Origin of the sequence: Microbacterium sp. 20-116 (assembly GCF_041079415.1) — a bacterium.
In the GTDB taxonomy this organism is placed as follows: Bacteria; Actinomycetota; Actinomycetes; order Actinomycetales; family Microbacteriaceae; genus Microbacterium.
In genome coordinates this window covers 17435-31521 of sequence record NZ_JBFYGP010000006.1, presented here as the reverse complement: position 1 = coordinate 31521, position 14087 = coordinate 17435, and the positions used below count along the sequence as shown (strand labels likewise).

Annotated in this window: 15 protein-coding genes; all 15 read right to left on the bottom strand. The window is 68.9% G+C overall.

Going from position 1 to position 14087, the window contains the following annotated elements; translation table 11 throughout:
- Positions 1–58: 58 nt before the first annotated feature.
- A complete protein-coding gene (rpsN, locus tag AB6V29_RS12165) occupies positions 59–364 on the bottom strand; it encodes a 30S ribosomal protein S14 (RefSeq protein WP_022878196.1) in 306 nt (101 codons plus the stop codon).
- Positions 365–368: 4 nt separating this feature from the next.
- Positions 369–539, bottom strand: coding sequence for a 50S ribosomal protein L33 (gene rpmG, locus AB6V29_RS12160; RefSeq protein WP_013584775.1), 171 nt, complete (start codon positions 537–539; stop codon positions 369–371).
- Entirely contained in the window at positions 539–775 is a 237-nt protein-coding gene (rpmB, locus tag AB6V29_RS12155; RefSeq protein WP_055832508.1) for a 50S ribosomal protein L28, read from the bottom strand. The genes rpmG and rpmB overlap by 1 nt, the downstream gene beginning before the upstream one ends.
- Before the next feature lie 139 nt (positions 776–914).
- The gene (locus AB6V29_RS12150; RefSeq protein WP_369358901.1) at positions 915–1613 is read right to left on the bottom strand and encodes a DNA-3-methyladenine glycosylase; all 699 of its coding nucleotides are present in this window, start codon (positions 1611–1613) and stop codon (positions 915–917) included.
- The gene (locus AB6V29_RS12145; protein ID WP_267788638.1) at positions 1613–3037 is read right to left on the bottom strand and encodes a hypothetical protein; all 1425 of its coding nucleotides are present in this window, start codon (positions 3035–3037) and stop codon (positions 1613–1615) included. Before AB6V29_RS12145 ends, AB6V29_RS12150 begins: the two co-directional genes overlap by 1 nt.
- Complete coding sequence (locus AB6V29_RS12140; RefSeq protein ID WP_210076776.1) at positions 3027–3884, bottom strand: DUF1980 domain-containing protein; 858 nt, start codon at positions 3882–3884, stop codon at positions 3027–3029. The genes AB6V29_RS12145 and AB6V29_RS12140 overlap by 11 nt, the downstream gene beginning before the upstream one ends.
- A complete protein-coding gene (locus AB6V29_RS12135) occupies positions 3877–4911 on the bottom strand; it encodes a permease (protein WP_369358900.1) in 1035 nt (344 codons plus the stop codon). Before AB6V29_RS12135 ends, AB6V29_RS12140 begins: the two co-directional genes overlap by 8 nt.
- The gene (locus tag AB6V29_RS12130) at positions 4892–5305 is read right to left on the bottom strand and encodes a Fur family transcriptional regulator (RefSeq protein WP_103207737.1); all 414 of its coding nucleotides are present in this window, start codon (positions 5303–5305) and stop codon (positions 4892–4894) included. Before AB6V29_RS12130 ends, AB6V29_RS12135 begins: the two co-directional genes overlap by 20 nt.
- Before the next feature lie 87 nt (positions 5306–5392).
- Entirely contained in the window at positions 5393–6253 is an 861-nt protein-coding gene (locus AB6V29_RS12125; RefSeq protein WP_141378002.1) for a metal ABC transporter permease, read from the bottom strand.
- Positions 6250–7065 (bottom strand): metal ABC transporter ATP-binding protein, encoded by an 816-nt coding sequence (locus AB6V29_RS12120; protein ID WP_141378000.1) that lies wholly within the window; start codon positions 7063–7065, stop codon positions 6250–6252. Before AB6V29_RS12120 ends, AB6V29_RS12125 begins: the two co-directional genes overlap by 4 nt.
- Positions 7062–8060 carry a metal ABC transporter solute-binding protein, Zn/Mn family gene (locus AB6V29_RS12115; protein WP_267788645.1) on the bottom strand — a complete coding sequence of 333 codons (999 nt, stop codon included), beginning with the start codon at positions 8058–8060 and terminating at the stop codon, positions 7062–7064. The genes AB6V29_RS12120 and AB6V29_RS12115 overlap by 4 nt, the downstream gene beginning before the upstream one ends.
- Positions 8061–8321: 261 nt before the next feature.
- A complete protein-coding gene (locus tag AB6V29_RS12110) occupies positions 8322–10556 on the bottom strand; it encodes a putative Ig domain-containing protein (RefSeq protein ID WP_369358896.1) in 2235 nt (744 codons plus the stop codon).
- A gap of 868 nt (positions 10557–11424) precedes the next feature.
- Positions 11425–12084: a methionine ABC transporter permease gene (locus tag AB6V29_RS12105; protein WP_307313831.1), complete on the bottom strand. Its 660-nt coding sequence runs from the start codon at positions 12082–12084 to the stop codon at positions 11425–11427.
- The gene (locus AB6V29_RS12100; RefSeq protein WP_307313834.1) at positions 12081–13106 is read right to left on the bottom strand and encodes a methionine ABC transporter ATP-binding protein; all 1026 of its coding nucleotides are present in this window, start codon (positions 13104–13106) and stop codon (positions 12081–12083) included. Before AB6V29_RS12100 ends, AB6V29_RS12105 begins: the two co-directional genes overlap by 4 nt.
- Positions 13103–14002 carry a MetQ/NlpA family ABC transporter substrate-binding protein gene (locus AB6V29_RS12095; RefSeq protein ID WP_369358894.1) on the bottom strand — a complete coding sequence of 300 codons (900 nt, stop codon included), beginning with the start codon at positions 14000–14002 and terminating at the stop codon, positions 13103–13105. The genes AB6V29_RS12100 and AB6V29_RS12095 overlap by 4 nt, the downstream gene beginning before the upstream one ends.
- Positions 14003–14087: the final 85 nt, after the last annotated feature.

Genomic DNA, 14087 nt, shown 5'->3' with positions numbered 1-14087 from the left:
ACGCCGAAGGGCGAGGGCTCCTCTCGGAACCCCCGCCCTTCGAACGGGTGTCTGGTGCTTACCAGGACGACTTGGTCACACCGGGCAGCTCGCCACGGTGGGCCATGTCACGGAAGCGGACGCGCGAGACGCCGAACTTCGTGAGGACACCACGGGGGCGGCCGTCGATGACGTCGCGGCTGCGCACGCGCGCGGGCGACGCGTTGCGGGGCAGCTTCTGCAGGCCCACGCGGGCGGCCTCGCGGGCCTCGTCGGTCGCGTTGGGGTCGACCAGGGTCTTCTTCAGCTCGGCGCGCTTCGCGGCGTAGCGCTCGACGACGACCTTGCGCTGCTCGTTGCGCGCGATCTTGCTCTTCTTAGCCATGTGCTTAGCGCTCCTCTCGGAAGTCGACGTGCTTGCGGACCACGGGGTCGTACTTCTTCAGCACGATGCGGTCGGGGTTGTTGCGGCGATTCTTGCGCGTCACGTAGGTGTACCCCGTGCCGGCGGTCGAACGCAGCTTGATGATCGGACGAACGTCCTGAGCCTTCTTCGCCATTACAGCTTCACGCCCTTCGCCTGCAGGTCACGGACGACGGACTCGATGCCGCGAGCGTCGATGACCTTGATGCCCTTCGCCGAAACGTTGAGCTTGATGTTGCGACCCAGCGACGGAACGAAGTAGGTCTTCTTCTGCACGTTCGGGTCGAAGCGGCGCTTCGTCCGGCGGTGCGAGTGCGAGATGTTGTGACCGAAGCCGGGAACCGCTCCAGTCACCTGGCACACTGCTGCCATGGTGATGTCTCCTTCTGTACCGTGACACCGGACGGTGCCACCCAAGATCCCTTGTCTGCACCCCGTCCGAGCGCGGCCGAAGCCCACGTTCGAGAGTGAGGGATGCGAACTGCGTGCTGGAGTGCGCGCAGACAAGGGGTCAGTCTAGCACGGACGGCGTGTCGCCTTGACGGGCAGCCGCCTCGGCCGCGCCCCGCCCCCATCGGAACGCCGAGACCGTGGCATCCCCCTCGATCCAGAAGCGCCAGGGGAAGGCGTCGGTGCCCGCGATGCCCGCGACACCCACGCGCGGTCCGATCGCCACGCCCGGCGGCGGCGCGTCGGGCAGGAGCAACCGCGCTCGCGCGCCCGCGCGCACCTCGCCGGTGACCGCGTCGATGCCGTCGTGGATCGGATGCCGAAGACCCACCGCGTCTGCGAATCGCCCGGGGCCGCGGGCGAGATCGCGCGACGAGCGCACGGCCCCGCGGCGTTCGAGGCGTCGGCGTTCGGCGATGTCCGCACCCTCGACGATCTCTCCGGCGCGCAGCAGCACTCCACCCGCGACGCCCTCGGGGCCGCAGACGACATTGACGCACGAGTGGATGCCGTGGCTCAGGTACACGTACAGGTGACCGGGCTCGCCCCACATGGTGGCGTTGCGCGCGGTCGGTCCCATGCGCGCGTGCGAGCCCGGATCGGGCTGGTCGCCCGTGCCGCGGCCGTGGTACGCCTCGACCTCGGTCACGCGCGCGCGGACCCGCTCGCCGGCGACCTCGGTTTCGAGCACGGCGCCGAGCAGCCGCGGCGCGGCCTCGACCGGCAGGTCGACGAGGTCGGCGCGGGTCGCGGGTCGCATCACTGCGGGGGAACCTGGCACCACGAGAGGTCGAAGCCCTGCAGCGCCACGACCTCTTGGCCGCTGTCGACTTCGACGAGATGCGTGAGCAGACGCTGCGGAAGCGGCAGCTGATACCGGTCGAAGGGGTTGTCGACGGCTCGGGGAGCCACGAGCACGGCGGCGTAGCGGCCGCTCGGAGACACGCAGGTCTGCAGAACGGTGTCCGAGCCCGGCACGCTCAGCAGCTGACGGACGGTTCCGTCGGTGTCGACGTGCGAGACGATCGTGGAACGGGAGACCCCGTCGGAGCTGATGTCGGCGAACGAGCGGATCGTGCCCGTGCCCGCCCCGGGCAGGGGCGTCGCGCGCCCCGCCATGCCGGGGGGATCGACGGGGTCGACCAGCGCTTGCTCGGAGCCGTCGGTGAGGTTGATCTCGCGGATCCCCTCGAGGCGCTCCACGATCGCGACCGACGATCCGCGCGCGATGCCGTCGATCGAGACGGCGCTGCCGAGAGGCGCGGCGTTACCGCCCTGCGCGTCGGTCAGCAGCAGTCGCGAGTCGAAGGTCAGCACCAGCATGCTGTCGGTGTCGGGCACGAAACGGTAGTCGGCGATGCGCACGTCGCCGCCGTTCAGCCCCACCTCGACGGGCGGGGCGTCGTCGGCCGCCGACGCCGTGAACAGACGGCTCTCGCGTCCCCCGGCAGCGCCCAGGTCGGCATCCGAGAAGGTGAATCCGATGCGCTCGCCCCGGTCGGCCGACTGCAGGTTGGTGACGTAGCCGGGGCCCGGGAGGGCGATGTCGCGCTGGTTCTTGCCGTCGGGGTCGGTCACGATGACCCGCGGGGTGTCGCCGTCGCGCACCGAGATCACGAGGTGGTTGGCGGTGGCGCGGAAGTCCTCGATGTGCGGGTGCACGAACACGGGCAGACCCGCCTGCCCCTGCAGGTCGGTGCGGAAGATGGTGTCGCCCTCGGGCGTGCCGCGCTGCATCAGGTAGGCCTGCAGGGCGGGGGTGCGGAACGACTCGGTCAGGGTCGAGGCGGGGCCGGCGCCGAGGCCGCTCACGCCGTTGACGGTGATCGTGTAGTCGGTGTCGTCGCGCAGCGGCAGCGTGAAACGCACGCCGACGCTGCGACCCGAGGTGTCGACGGTGAACGGGGTCGCCGGGTCCACCTGGACCTGCGAGGCGTCCACCTTCTCGAGGGACTGGGTCGTGGTGAGGATCACGCGGGAGCCGGATGCCGCGACGGCGGCCGCCGGATCGACTTGCACGTCCGTGACGCGCGGCCCCTGGGCCACGGCCACCACTGCGCCGAGGCCGCCGACGACGACGAGAGCGACGAGGATCGCGGCGAAGGCGATCGCGAAGCCGCGTCCGCGCCGCCGACGCGCGCGCGAACGCCGGGAGTCGCCGCCGCGACGGGAATCAGTACTCATATGGGTCCGAGGGCTCAGCGATGGCAGCGACCTGGTCGGCGTGCACCGCGAGCTTGCCGTCGCCGCTCGAACGCACCGTGCCCGTGACGGTCACCCACTGCCCGGTCGAGGGGGCGTCGGTGGTGGCCGCGATAGGCAGGCGGGCGGTCTGCGCGTCGATCACGCAGTGCGTGATGACGAGTCGGGTGAGGTCGAAGCTCGATCCGTCGTTGGCCGGGGTGATGAAGCCCGTGAGGGTCACGGGCTTTCCGTCGAACGTCTCGGGGTTGGTGGCGTGGGCGAAGACCGCCGACCAGTCGCCGATGCCGAACTTCGAGGTGTCGCCCGAGGCGGCGAGGGTCACCACGTCGGAGCCGGCGAACAGCGGCGGGGCTCCCACGTCGCGCGACACCGCGAGCTCGGTCGACAGCGACGCCGCGGGAGTCAGCAGCACCGCGATCACCGCACCCGAGGCGAGCACGCCGCCGGTGAACGCCGCGATCCCGCCGGGGGTCAGGCGCGGACGGGCCGCGAGATGATCGTGGGCTGCGTGATCGTGCGCGTCGAGCGGATCGGTGTGCTCGTGATCGGCGTGCGCGAACGCCTCGCGCCGGGCGGAGGCCGCGGCGGGGGCGTGGCCGTGCTCGTGATCGTGTCCGTGGTCGGCCTCGGCGCCGAGCGGCAGGGCGAACGAGGCGATCGAGCCGACCAGCGCCAGGAAGGCCATGCCGACGGCGAACCACGCCGAATCGGGGTTGATGTACAGCGCCATACGGCCGGTGGCCCACAGCGTGATGGTCGTGATCGACAGGCACGCGGTCAGGCCCACCCCGAGCCAGCGCGTGGCGAGAGCACCCGTTCTAGACAAGGAGGTTCACCACCGTTCCGAGTGTGAAGGCGAAGAGCACCACGACGACCGTCATGCCCACGAGCACGCGCGTCGAGAAGGTCGTGCGCAGCAGAGCCATCATCTTCAGGTCGATGATCGGCCCCACCACGAGGAAAGCCACGATCGATCCGGGCGTGAAGGTCGAGGCGAACGACAGCGCGAAGAACGCGTCGACGTTCGAGCACAGCGACACCACGATCGCCAGCGCCATCATCGCGGCGATCGACAGCGCCGGGTCGGACCCGATGGCCAGCAGGGCGCTCCGCGGGATGAGCACCTGGACTGCTCCGGCCAGCAGCGAGCCGATGATGAGGGCCGGCATGACCGAGCGCAGCTCGACGACGAACTGGGCGAGGGTGCGCCGACCACGGTCGCCGCGCTCCTGCACGACGATCTCGCACGTCTCGAGGAAGCGTTCGGTGAGCAGCTTGTCGGGATCGGGATGCCGGCTGTACAGCCAGCCGATCAGGTTGGCGACCAGGTACCCGCCGATCAGGCGCGCCACCAGGATGCCGTCGCTGAATCCGAAGGCCGCGTGGGTGCTGATGATGACGATCGGGTTCACGATCGGGGCCGCAACCAGGAAGGTCAGCGTGTCGCTCACTCCGAAGCCGCGCATGAGAAGACCGCGGGCGAAGGGCACGTTGCCGCACTCGCAGACGGGGATGAACATCCCCAGCAGCGACAGCACCGCCCGGCGCGCCCAGGGCGCGCGCGGCATCCATCTCTCGATCGCTCCCGGGGGCACCCACACCTGCACGATGATCGACAGCACCACGCCGAGGACCACGAAGGGCAGCGACTCGATGAGCACGCTGAGAGCGAGGGTGAGACCGTCCTGCGCGCGGGTCGGCAACGGCTGTGCGAAGAACGTGGGGGCGAAGGCGTCGACCAGGAACAGCGCCGTGACCACGACGACACCCAGGCCGAGCGCGACGAGGGTGCGGGAGGCGCCCGAGCGTTGCGGCGTGGGAGCCGTGGTGCGACTATTCGTCGCCACGCTCACGAGCCCGGGCGCGGGCGCAATCGGTGCAGATGCCGAAGATGTCGACGACGTGCTCGGCCTCGCTGAACCCGTGTTGGGCGGCGGTGCGCTGTGCCCACTCCTCGACGTCGGTCGCGGCGATCTCGACGGCCTTGCCGCACGAGCGGCAGATCAGGTGGTGATGATGGCCGCGCGTCTCGCAGGCACGGAAGAGGTTCTCGCCGTCGGGGCTCTGCAGCGAGTCGGCGTCACCGCGGGCCGCGAGACCCGCGAGCGTGCGGTAGACGGTCGCCAGGCCGATGCCGGTGTTCTCGTCGCGCAGGGTCGCGTGCAGCGACTGGGCGCTGACGAAGCCGGGGGCTCCGGAGAGAGCCTCCCGCACGCGTTCGCGCTGCCACGTGTTGCGCTGGACCATGGCCGCGAGTCTAGCGAGGGGATCGGTGAATCGGCTGGGCGTGCTCGAAGTCGGCGGGGGGAGCCCTTCCCGCCCCGGCCGGACGGCTCAGAGGGCGCGGGTCGTCCGGTCGCGTCGCGCACCCACCAGACGACACGCGAGGTAGATCGCGAACGAGATGGTCGTGATGTACGGACTCACCGGCAGCGTCCCGGCTACGGCCAGGAGCACCCCGCCCACGGCCGAGACGAAACCGAACAGCGCCGCGAGCAGCGGCACCGACAGCGGACCGGATGCCACCCGCATCGCCGCCGCGGCCGGAGTCACCAGCAGCGCCATGACGAGCAGGGCACCGATGATGTGCACGGCGACCGCCACGATGAGTCCCAGCAGCAGCATGAACGCGAGCGACACCGCCGTGGTCGGCACGCCGCGGGCCGCGGCCGACTGCGGGTCGAGCGAGTCGAAGCGCAACGGGCGCCAGATGAGCAGCAGGGCGACCAACACCGCGACGCCGATCACGACGAGCCACCCCAGCTGCTCGCTCTGCACCGACACGATCTGGCCGGTGAGCAGGCTGAAGCGGGTGGCACTGCGTCCGTTGTAGAGCGACAGGCACAGGATGCCGACCCCGAGACCGAACGGCATGAGCACGCCGATGATCGAGTTGCGATCGCGCGCGCGGGCGCCCAGCACTCCGATGAGAGCCGCCGCGATGAGCGAGCCCACGATCGATCCCGAGACCACATCGACACCGACGAGCAGGGCGACGGCGGCGCCGGCGAACGACAGCTCGCTGATGCCGTGCACGGCGAAGGCCATGTCGCGTTGCATGACGAAGACGCCGATGAGTCCGCCGACGAGGCCGAGCACGGCTCCCGCGTACACGGAGTTCTGCACGAGCTCGAGGATCGCGCCGTACTGGCTCACCCCGCCGAACAGGGCGTTGCCGACGTCGGACCAGTTCATGCGTCGTCCTCGTCGTGGTGATGGTGGTGGGCTTCGTCGGCATCCGGCGCTCCGACGACGATCAGTTGACCGCCCGCGCGCACGACGTAGACGGGGGCGCCGTAGAGGGCCGAGAGCGTCTCGGTCGTGAGCACCTCGTCGGGTGTGCCGAGGGTGAAGCGGCCGTTGGCGATGTAGAGGATGCGGTCCACGCGCGAGAGCACCGGGTTGATGTCATGCGTGACCAGCAGGACGGCCGCGTCCCGCTCGCGGCGGTGACGGTCGATGAGCCGGACGACGGCCTGCTGGTTGGCCAGGTCGAGACTCGTGAGCGGCTCGTCGCAGAGCAGCAGGGCGGGGTCGTCCGCGAGAGCCTGGCCCACGCGCAGGCGCTGCTGCTCTCCGCCCGAGAGCAGACCCACCGGCCGGTCACCGAAGGCGGTGGCCCCCACCGCCTCGAGCAACTCGTCGATGCGCGCGCGGTCCTTCTTTCGCGACAGCGGCAGGCCGAGCCGGTGCCCGTCCACCCCGAGACCGATGATGTCGCGGCCGCGCAGGGGCGTCTCGCGCGGGAGCGGACGCTGCTGCGGGATGTAGCCGATGCGGCGGTTACCGGCGCGGCGCACGGGGGCTCCGAGCGCCTCGATCGAGCCGGAGCTCAACCGCTCGAGCCCCAGAATCGCGCGCAGCAGCGTCGTCTTGCCCGAGCCGCTCGGGCCGAGCACGGCGACGAGCTCGCCGGGCTCGACCTCGAGGTCGAGCCCGGCCCACAGCTCACGGCCACCCCTCTCGAGGGCGGCGCCGCGAACGCGCAGCGGTGCGGCCGCGCTCACGCCGCCAGCGCGTCGGACAGCGCCGTGATGTTGCTCTGCATCCACGAGATGTAAGTCTGACCCTCGGGGAGCGTTTCCGTGAACTCGATCACGGGGATGTTCTTGGCCTTCGCCTCGTTCTGCACCTGCGTCACCTCGGCGCCGCCGGTCTGCGGGTTGACGATCATGACGCCGATCTGGCCCGAGTCCAGCAGCTGCAGCGACTCGAGCAGGGTCGCGGGCGGGACGTCCTGGCCCTCTTCGACCGATTCGCTGAACTCGTTGGGCGTCGCGTTGTCGAGGCCCGCCGCCGTGGTCAAATACACGGGCACCGGCTCGGTCACGAAGATCTTCTTGCCGGCATCCTTCGCCTTGATCGCGTCGAGGGAGTCCTCGAGGCCGGCGATCTGCTGGGTGAAGGCCTCGGCGTTCGCGTTGAAGTCGGCCACGTGCTCGGGGGCGAGCGTTCCGAGCTGCTCGGCGATGGCCTCGGTGAGGTCCTCGACCGTGTGCGGGTCGTACCAGACGTGCTCGTTGAAGCCCTCGATGTGGGCGTGGCCGTCTTCGTCCGAGTGGCCATGGTCGTCGGCACTCTCGCTGGGCGCCGGGCTCGCGTCGTCGGAGTGCTCTTTCGAGCCGGGGTAGTCGTGGTTGTACTCGACCGCGGTGAGCACCGGGGCCGTGGTGCCGCTGGCCTGGATGAGCGACTCCATGAAGGCGTCGTAGCCGGCGCCGTTCTCGATCACGAGGCCGGCGTTCTTGAGCGTCAGTTGGTCCTGCGCGCTCGCCTCGTACTCGTGCGGGTCCTGGCTGGGCGAGGTGATGATCGAGGCGACGTCGACGTAGTCCCCGCCGACCGCCTGAGCGATGGAGCCGTAGACGTCAGTGGATGCCACGACCTTGATCTTTGCGGACGAGTCCGACGACGCGGGGGAGGCGGTGCCTCCGGCGCAACCGGCGAGCGCGAGAACGGAGACGGTCCCGAGAAGGACGGGGGCGAGGAAGCGACGGTTCATACGGAAACCGTATCGCCGTTGATAATCGTTCTCAAACTCAGAGCGTAGCGCATACGAGGTTCTCAGCCTCGGGTCGCGTCGGGGATCGCATCGCGTGATTCTGGGAGCGGCCGCCGCAGACGCCGTCTCCCGCTACCCGTCAGTTCACATAGGTCGGTCGATCCTCCGCCTCTGGACGCTGACGAGCTCGACATCAACGATGGAGGAGGGGCCAGCCCGCGGGCTGGCCCCTCCTGTCGGGGCCGGTTGCCACAGGGGCTTTTACGGCGTGGGGTTGTTGTTCTTGCGGCGACGTCGGCGGGTGAAAAGGACCACGATGCCCGCGGCGACGAGGATCACCGCGAGGGTGAAGGCGACCGATACTCCCGCCATGCCGGTGACCGCCAGTGCGGCAGCCGGCGAGACCGCGGAGCTGTCTGCTACCGCCGAGGGCGTGGGCGACGGAGAGGGGGCAGGAGCCGGCCTCACGACGAACGTGATCGGATCCGAGGTCACGGTCCCCACAGCGTTCGCCGCAACGATTCGGAACGTGCTCGAGCCCGCAGCCGTGGGAGTGCCCGTCAGCTGGCCCGTGGTCGCGTCCAGGGTGAAACCCGCAGGAAGGGCATCATCCGTCGCCAGGCTGAAAGTCGGAGCAGGAGTGCCCGTGGCGGCGAAGGTGTACGAGTACACCGTCCCGACTGTCGCTGCCGGCGGAGCTGCCGCGGTGAACACCGGTGGCGCCTGCACGATGAACGTGATCGGATCCGACGTGTCAGAACCAGCGGCGTTGGTTGCGACCACCCGGAACGTGCTCGTCCCCGCAGTGGTGGGTGTACCGGAAAGCTCACCAGTCGTCGCGTTCAACGTCAAACCGGCCGGGAGAGCGTCCCCCGTCGCCAGGCTGAACGTCGGTGCAGGGACACCGGACGCGGCGAACGTGTACGAATACGCCGACCCTTCGACCGCCGCAGGAGGAGTCGCCGCTGTGAACGCCGGGTCATCCTGCACGGTGAATGTGATCAGGTCCGACGTCACCTTGCCTGCAGCGTTCGTCGCGACAAGTCGGAACGTGCTCGTGCCCGCCGTCGTGGGGATGCCCGCGAGCTCGCCGGTCGCGGGATACAAGGTGAGGCCCGCGGGGAGGGCGTCTCCCGTCTCCAGGCTGTAGGTCGGCGCAGGGTAACCCGACGCGGCGAAGAAATATGAATACTCCGAACCCGCCACCGCAGCCGGCGGAGCGGCCGCGGTGAACACCGGTGACGCCTGCACGGTGAACGTAATCGGATTAGACGTCTCCATCCCCGCCAAATTCGCGGCCACAATCTGGAACGTACTGGAGCCTTCTGCCGTGGGCGTACCGGAGAGTTCACCGGTGGTGGCGTTCAGGCTCAGGCCGGCGGGAAGAGTGCTCCCCCACGCGAGGCTGTAGGTCGGCGCGGGGGTGCCCGACGCGGCGAACGTGTACGAGTAGGCCGTTCCCACGGTCGCAACAGGCGGTGCAGCCGCGGTGAACGCCGGACCCTCTTGAACGATGAACGTGATCGGATCCGATGTGACCTGACCGGCGGAGTTCTCGGCAACCACCTGGAAGGTGCTCGTTCCCGCCGCAGCAGGAGTACCCAAAAGCTCACCAGAGGTGGCGTCCAACGTCAGACCGGCGGGGAGAGTGTCACCCTGCGCCACCGAGAACGTCGGGGCGGGATACCCAGACGCGGTGAAGGTGTACGAGTACGCCCAACCCACCTCCGCCGCGGGCGGTGCCACCGCTGTGAACACGGGCTTCTCGCGGACGGTGAACGTGATTAGATCCGACGTGACCTCACCGGCGGAGTTCTTCGCAACGACTCGGAACGTGCTGGTCCCGGAAGAGGTGGGAGTACCCGAGAGTTCGCCAGTGGTGGCATCGAGGGTCAGCCCGGCGGGGAGAGTGTCATCCGCCGCCACCGAGAACGTCGGAGCGGGGCTACCCGACGCGGTGAACGTGTACGAGTACGCCGATCCCGCCGTTGCCGCGGGCGGCGCGGCCGCCGTGAATGCCGGCGCGGCGGTCGACGACACCCGCGACACCGCATTGTCCGAGTAATCCGCAGTGTAGAAACCGGATCCGTCCGGGGACACCGCGACGGAGTAGGGGTAGCTTCCGACGCCGGTGCTGGTCACGGTGGGGGTCGCACTGGACAGGTTCGTGATCTGCGTCGACGTGTTGCTGAAGGGATTAGCGGTGTAGACCGTCGCTCCATCGGGTGAGACCGCCAACGACTTCGCCTGGACCCCGATGGAGATGTCGCTCACGGTCGGGGTGACGGCGGTCAGGTTCGTAATCCGATGCAACGTCTGGGGACTGGCAGCGTACAGAGTCGCCCCATCAGGGGACACCGCCACGGCGTCGACGCTCGAGCCGATCTGGATGTGAGCCACCGTCGGGTTCGTCGAAGTGAGGTTTGTTATTCGCGACACCGAGTTGTCGCGGCCGTTGGCCGTGTAGACAGTAGCCCCGTCGGGAGATACCGCCACAGATACTGCGCCTTTCCCTAACCCAATGCTCGCGACAGTGGGAGTCGCTGCAGTCAGATTCGTAATGCGCGACACAGTGCTATCGCCCACGTTGGCGGTATACACGGCCGCGCCGTCGGGGGACACAACGACCGACCAGGGTCTCGTGCCGACCGGGATACTCGTGACGGTCGGCGTCACTGCGGTCAGATTGGTGACCCGTGACACGGTGTTCGCGTCGGAGTTGGCCGTAAAAACCGCATTCCCGTCCGGAGAAACCGCCACCGCGCGGGGGCCCACACCAATGGGGATGCTCACGACTTTCGGAGTCGCAGCCGCCAGATCTGTGATCCGCGACACCGTCTTATTATCCAAGTCGGCGGTGTATGCCACAGCCCCATCCTTGGACACCGCCACCGACAACGGTCCTTTGCCGACCGGAATGCTAGTGACGTCCGCTGCGGAGGCCGCTGTCGGAACAGACAGTGCGAGCACCCCCACCAGGACCCCGGGCAGCACCGGTCGCCCCCACCTCAAACTCTTAGACATCCCGTCCGACCTCTCATCTGGACTCATTGACTGCGGTAACTCAACGCGAGTGCGCCCACCCCTCACCGCTCGCGCCGAGACCTCGGGCAGCCGCGGACCGATGTAGACCAACGAAAGGTACCATAGGGAAAGAAACGGTATCGGACGGAACGCAATGGGTACGAGGCCGCGACCGTGACCTCGACCGCCCGAGCGACGGATATGCGCGCCGAGTCCCCGGCATCCGGTGTTCTGTGCCCGGTGTCGTGAACACGCCGCCCCGCCGTGAGGCAGAGCGGCGTGTGTGGGCAGCCGCCGGAATGCCGAGGCGCGAGCGCCGCGCCGTGCGAGCCGATCCGCGTCAGCGGCGCAGGATGCGGTGCGCGAGCGCGTTGCCGATCAGCTGGCCCGCCTGCACGATGACGACGATGATCGCCACGGTCACCCACGTCGCCTGCTGGTTGAACTGCTGATAGCCGTAGATGATGGCGAAGTTTCCGAGGCCGCCGCCGCCGATGTATCCGGCCATCGCCGACATGTCGACGACCGCGATGAACATGAACGTGTAGCCGAGGATCAGCGGGGCGAGGGCCTCGGGGATGACGACGCCGAACAGCACGCCGATGCGGCGCGCACCCACGGCCCGAGCCGCCTCGACGGTGCCCGGGTCGACCGCCACGAGGTTCTGTTCGACGACGCGGGCGATCACGACCGTGGCCATGATCGTGATGGGCACGATCGCGGCATCCGTCCCCAGAGTCGTCCCCGTCACCGCGCGCGTGACCGGGGCCACGGCGGTGAGGAAGATGATGAAGGGGATCGGGCGGATGAGGTTGATCACGAGGTTCGCGACGGCGAAGACCACGCGGTTCTCGAACAGGTTGCCCGGCCGCGTGGCGTACAGCAGCGCGCCGATGACCAGGCCCGCGAGGCCCGAGATGAGCAGCGAGACCGCGACCATGTAGACGGTCTCGCCGATGGACTGCAGCAGCACCGGGGTGAGGGTGTCCCACTTGTTCATGCGCGGGCCTCCACGGTGGGAACGACGACGTCGGTATGCGTACGCAGCTCGTTCACGACGGCATCCAGATTTTCGGTGTGCACCCGGTACGTGAGCGTGCCGAGTTGCTTGCCGAGCACGTCGGTGACTCCGCCATAGACCACGGAGTGGCGCGCGCCGTGGCGGTGGAACACCTCGGAGACGTCTTCGCTCGAGAACTCGTTCACCTCGACGCTGACGAGGTCGCCGCCGCCCGCGGCGAGTGCCGCCAGCGCCTCACCCGACGGGACGCCCTGCGTGACCGCCGCGACGAAGCGCTTGGTCAGCTCGGCGCGCGGGTGGGCGAAGACGCGGTACGTGTCGCCGCTGTCGACGACGCGGCCGCCCTCCATCACGATCACCTGGTCGCACAGCTCGTGCACGATCGAGATCTGGTGCGTGATGACGACGATGGTGATGCCCAGGCGTCGGTTGATCTCGCGCAGCAGGTCGAGCACCTCGGCCGTGGTCTGCGGGTCGAGGGCGCTCGTCGCCTCGTCGGCGAGCAGGATCCGCGGGTCGGTGGCGATCGCGCGGGCGATGCCGACGCGCTGCTTCTGCCCGCCCGACAGGCGCCGCGGGTACTGCTTCGCCTTGTCGCCGATGCCGACGAAGTCGAGCAGCTCGGCGACGCGCTTGTCGCGGTCGGCCTTCTTCCAGCCCGCGACCTTGAGCGGGTAGGCGACGTTGGCCGCCACCGTGCGGGAGGTGAACAGGTTGAACTGCTGGAAGATCATGCCGACGCGGCGCCGCAGGTCGCGCAGCTTCGCCTCGGACGCTGCTCCCACGTCGACGCCGAGCACCTCGACGGTGCCCGACGTCGGCTGCTCGAGGCCGTTCAGCAGGCGCACGAGGGTCGACTTGCCGGCTCCGGAGTATCCGATGACGCCGACGATCGACCCCTCCTCCACGGTCAACGACACGTCGTCGACCGCGGTGGTGGTGGAGCGGCGATCGGTGCGGAAGCTCTTGGTGACGCCCCGCAGCTCGATGACCGCGGTCATCCCTTCTGGGCCTTGAGGGCGTCTTCGAGGCTCGTCAGCTCGTCCTGCAGCTGCGCGGCGGTCCACTCGGTCTTGAACTGCAGGTTGCCCTGGTTCAGCTCGGTGACCGCGGCCTCGACCTCGGGCGAGTGGTACGCGGCGACGAGCTTGGCCCAGCGGGGGTCGTCCTTCTTGTCGTCGCGGGTGACGAAGGCGTTGATGTAGGGCGCGAGCTGCGGGTTGTTCAGGTCTTCCTTGAAGATGATGAGCTCGTCGCCGAGCCCGCCCTTCTGCGCCTGCGTGTTGTTGACGATCGCGGCCTGAGCGCTGCCGTCCTTGAGCGCGGTCACGGTCTGGTTCGTGTCGACGGGCAGCAGCTCGACCTTGGTCGAGACGATGTCGGCCGGGGTCGAGAGGGCGTTGCCGCCGTCCTTGAGGGTGAGCAGCCCCGCCGTCTGCAGGTTGAGCAGGCCGCGGGCGAGGTTGGTCGGGTTGTTGGGGATCGCGACCTTCGCGCCCTCGGGCAGGTCCTTCACGTCGGTGTACTGCTCGGAGTACAGCGCGAGCGGGTACACCGCGGTTGCGCCGACCGGAACGAGCGAGCCGTTGTTCTCGACGTTGAACTGCGACAGGTAGATGAGGTGCTGGAAGAGGTTGCCGTCGAGCTCACCGTCCTGCACGCCCTGGTTGAGCTGCACGCCGTCGTTGATGGTGCGCACCTCGAGGTCGATGCCCTCGTCGGCGAGCTTCTGCTTCAGCACCGTCCAGTGCGTCTCGTTGCCGTCGTCGGCTCCGAGCACGAGGCGGGAGGAGTCGCCTCCGGATGCCGCACCCCCGGCGCAACCGGTGAGGGTGAGGAGGAGGGCTGCGGTGGAGGCGCCGAGGATCGTGGCCAGGCGGGAGGTGCGAGAAGTCATAGCTCCAGGCCACCACGGACACAGCGGATGCCGAAGTCGAGGCGTTACGGCCGGTAACGGGCTGTCATGCGGGGTAATGGATTGG

What these genes read in the sequence shown, in the direction of transcription:
- rpmB (WP_055832508.1), bottom strand. Translation starts at nt 775, where the DNA reads ATGGCAGCAGTGTGCCAGGTGACTGGAGCGGTTCCCGGCTTCGGTCAC.
- rpsN (WP_022878196.1), bottom strand. Translation starts at nt 364, where the DNA reads ATGGCTAAGAAGAGCAAGATCGCGCGCAACGAGCAGCGCAAGGTCGTC.
- AB6V29_RS12150 (WP_369358901.1), bottom strand. Translation starts at nt 1,613, where the DNA reads ATGCGACCCGCGACCCGCGCCGACCTCGTCGACCTGCCGGTCGAGGCC.
- AB6V29_RS12130 (WP_103207737.1), bottom strand. Translation starts at nt 5,305, where the DNA reads ATGGTCCAGCGCAACACGTGGCAGCGCGAACGCGTGCGGGAGGCTCTC.
- AB6V29_RS12115 (WP_267788645.1), bottom strand. Translation starts at nt 8,060, where the DNA reads ATGAACCGTCGCTTCCTCGCCCCCGTCCTTCTCGGGACCGTCTCCGTT.
- AB6V29_RS12145 (WP_267788638.1), bottom strand. Translation starts at nt 3,037, where the DNA reads ATGAGTACTGATTCCCGTCGCGGCGGCGACTCCCGGCGTTCGCGCGCG.
- AB6V29_RS12105 (WP_307313831.1), bottom strand. Translation starts at nt 12,084, where the DNA reads ATGAACAAGTGGGACACCCTCACCCCGGTGCTGCTGCAGTCCATCGGC.
- AB6V29_RS12100 (WP_307313834.1), bottom strand. Translation starts at nt 13,106, where the DNA reads ATGACCGCGGTCATCGAGCTGCGGGGCGTCACCAAGAGCTTCCGCACC.
- AB6V29_RS12095 (WP_369358894.1), bottom strand. Translation starts at nt 14,002, where the DNA reads ATGACTTCTCGCACCTCCCGCCTGGCCACGATCCTCGGCGCCTCCACC.
- AB6V29_RS12125 (WP_141378002.1), bottom strand. Translation starts at nt 6,253, where the DNA reads ATGAACTGGTCCGACGTCGGCAACGCCCTGTTCGGCGGGGTGAGCCAG.
- rpmG (WP_013584775.1), bottom strand. Translation starts at nt 539, where the DNA reads ATGGCGAAGAAGGCTCAGGACGTTCGTCCGATCATCAAGCTGCGTTCG.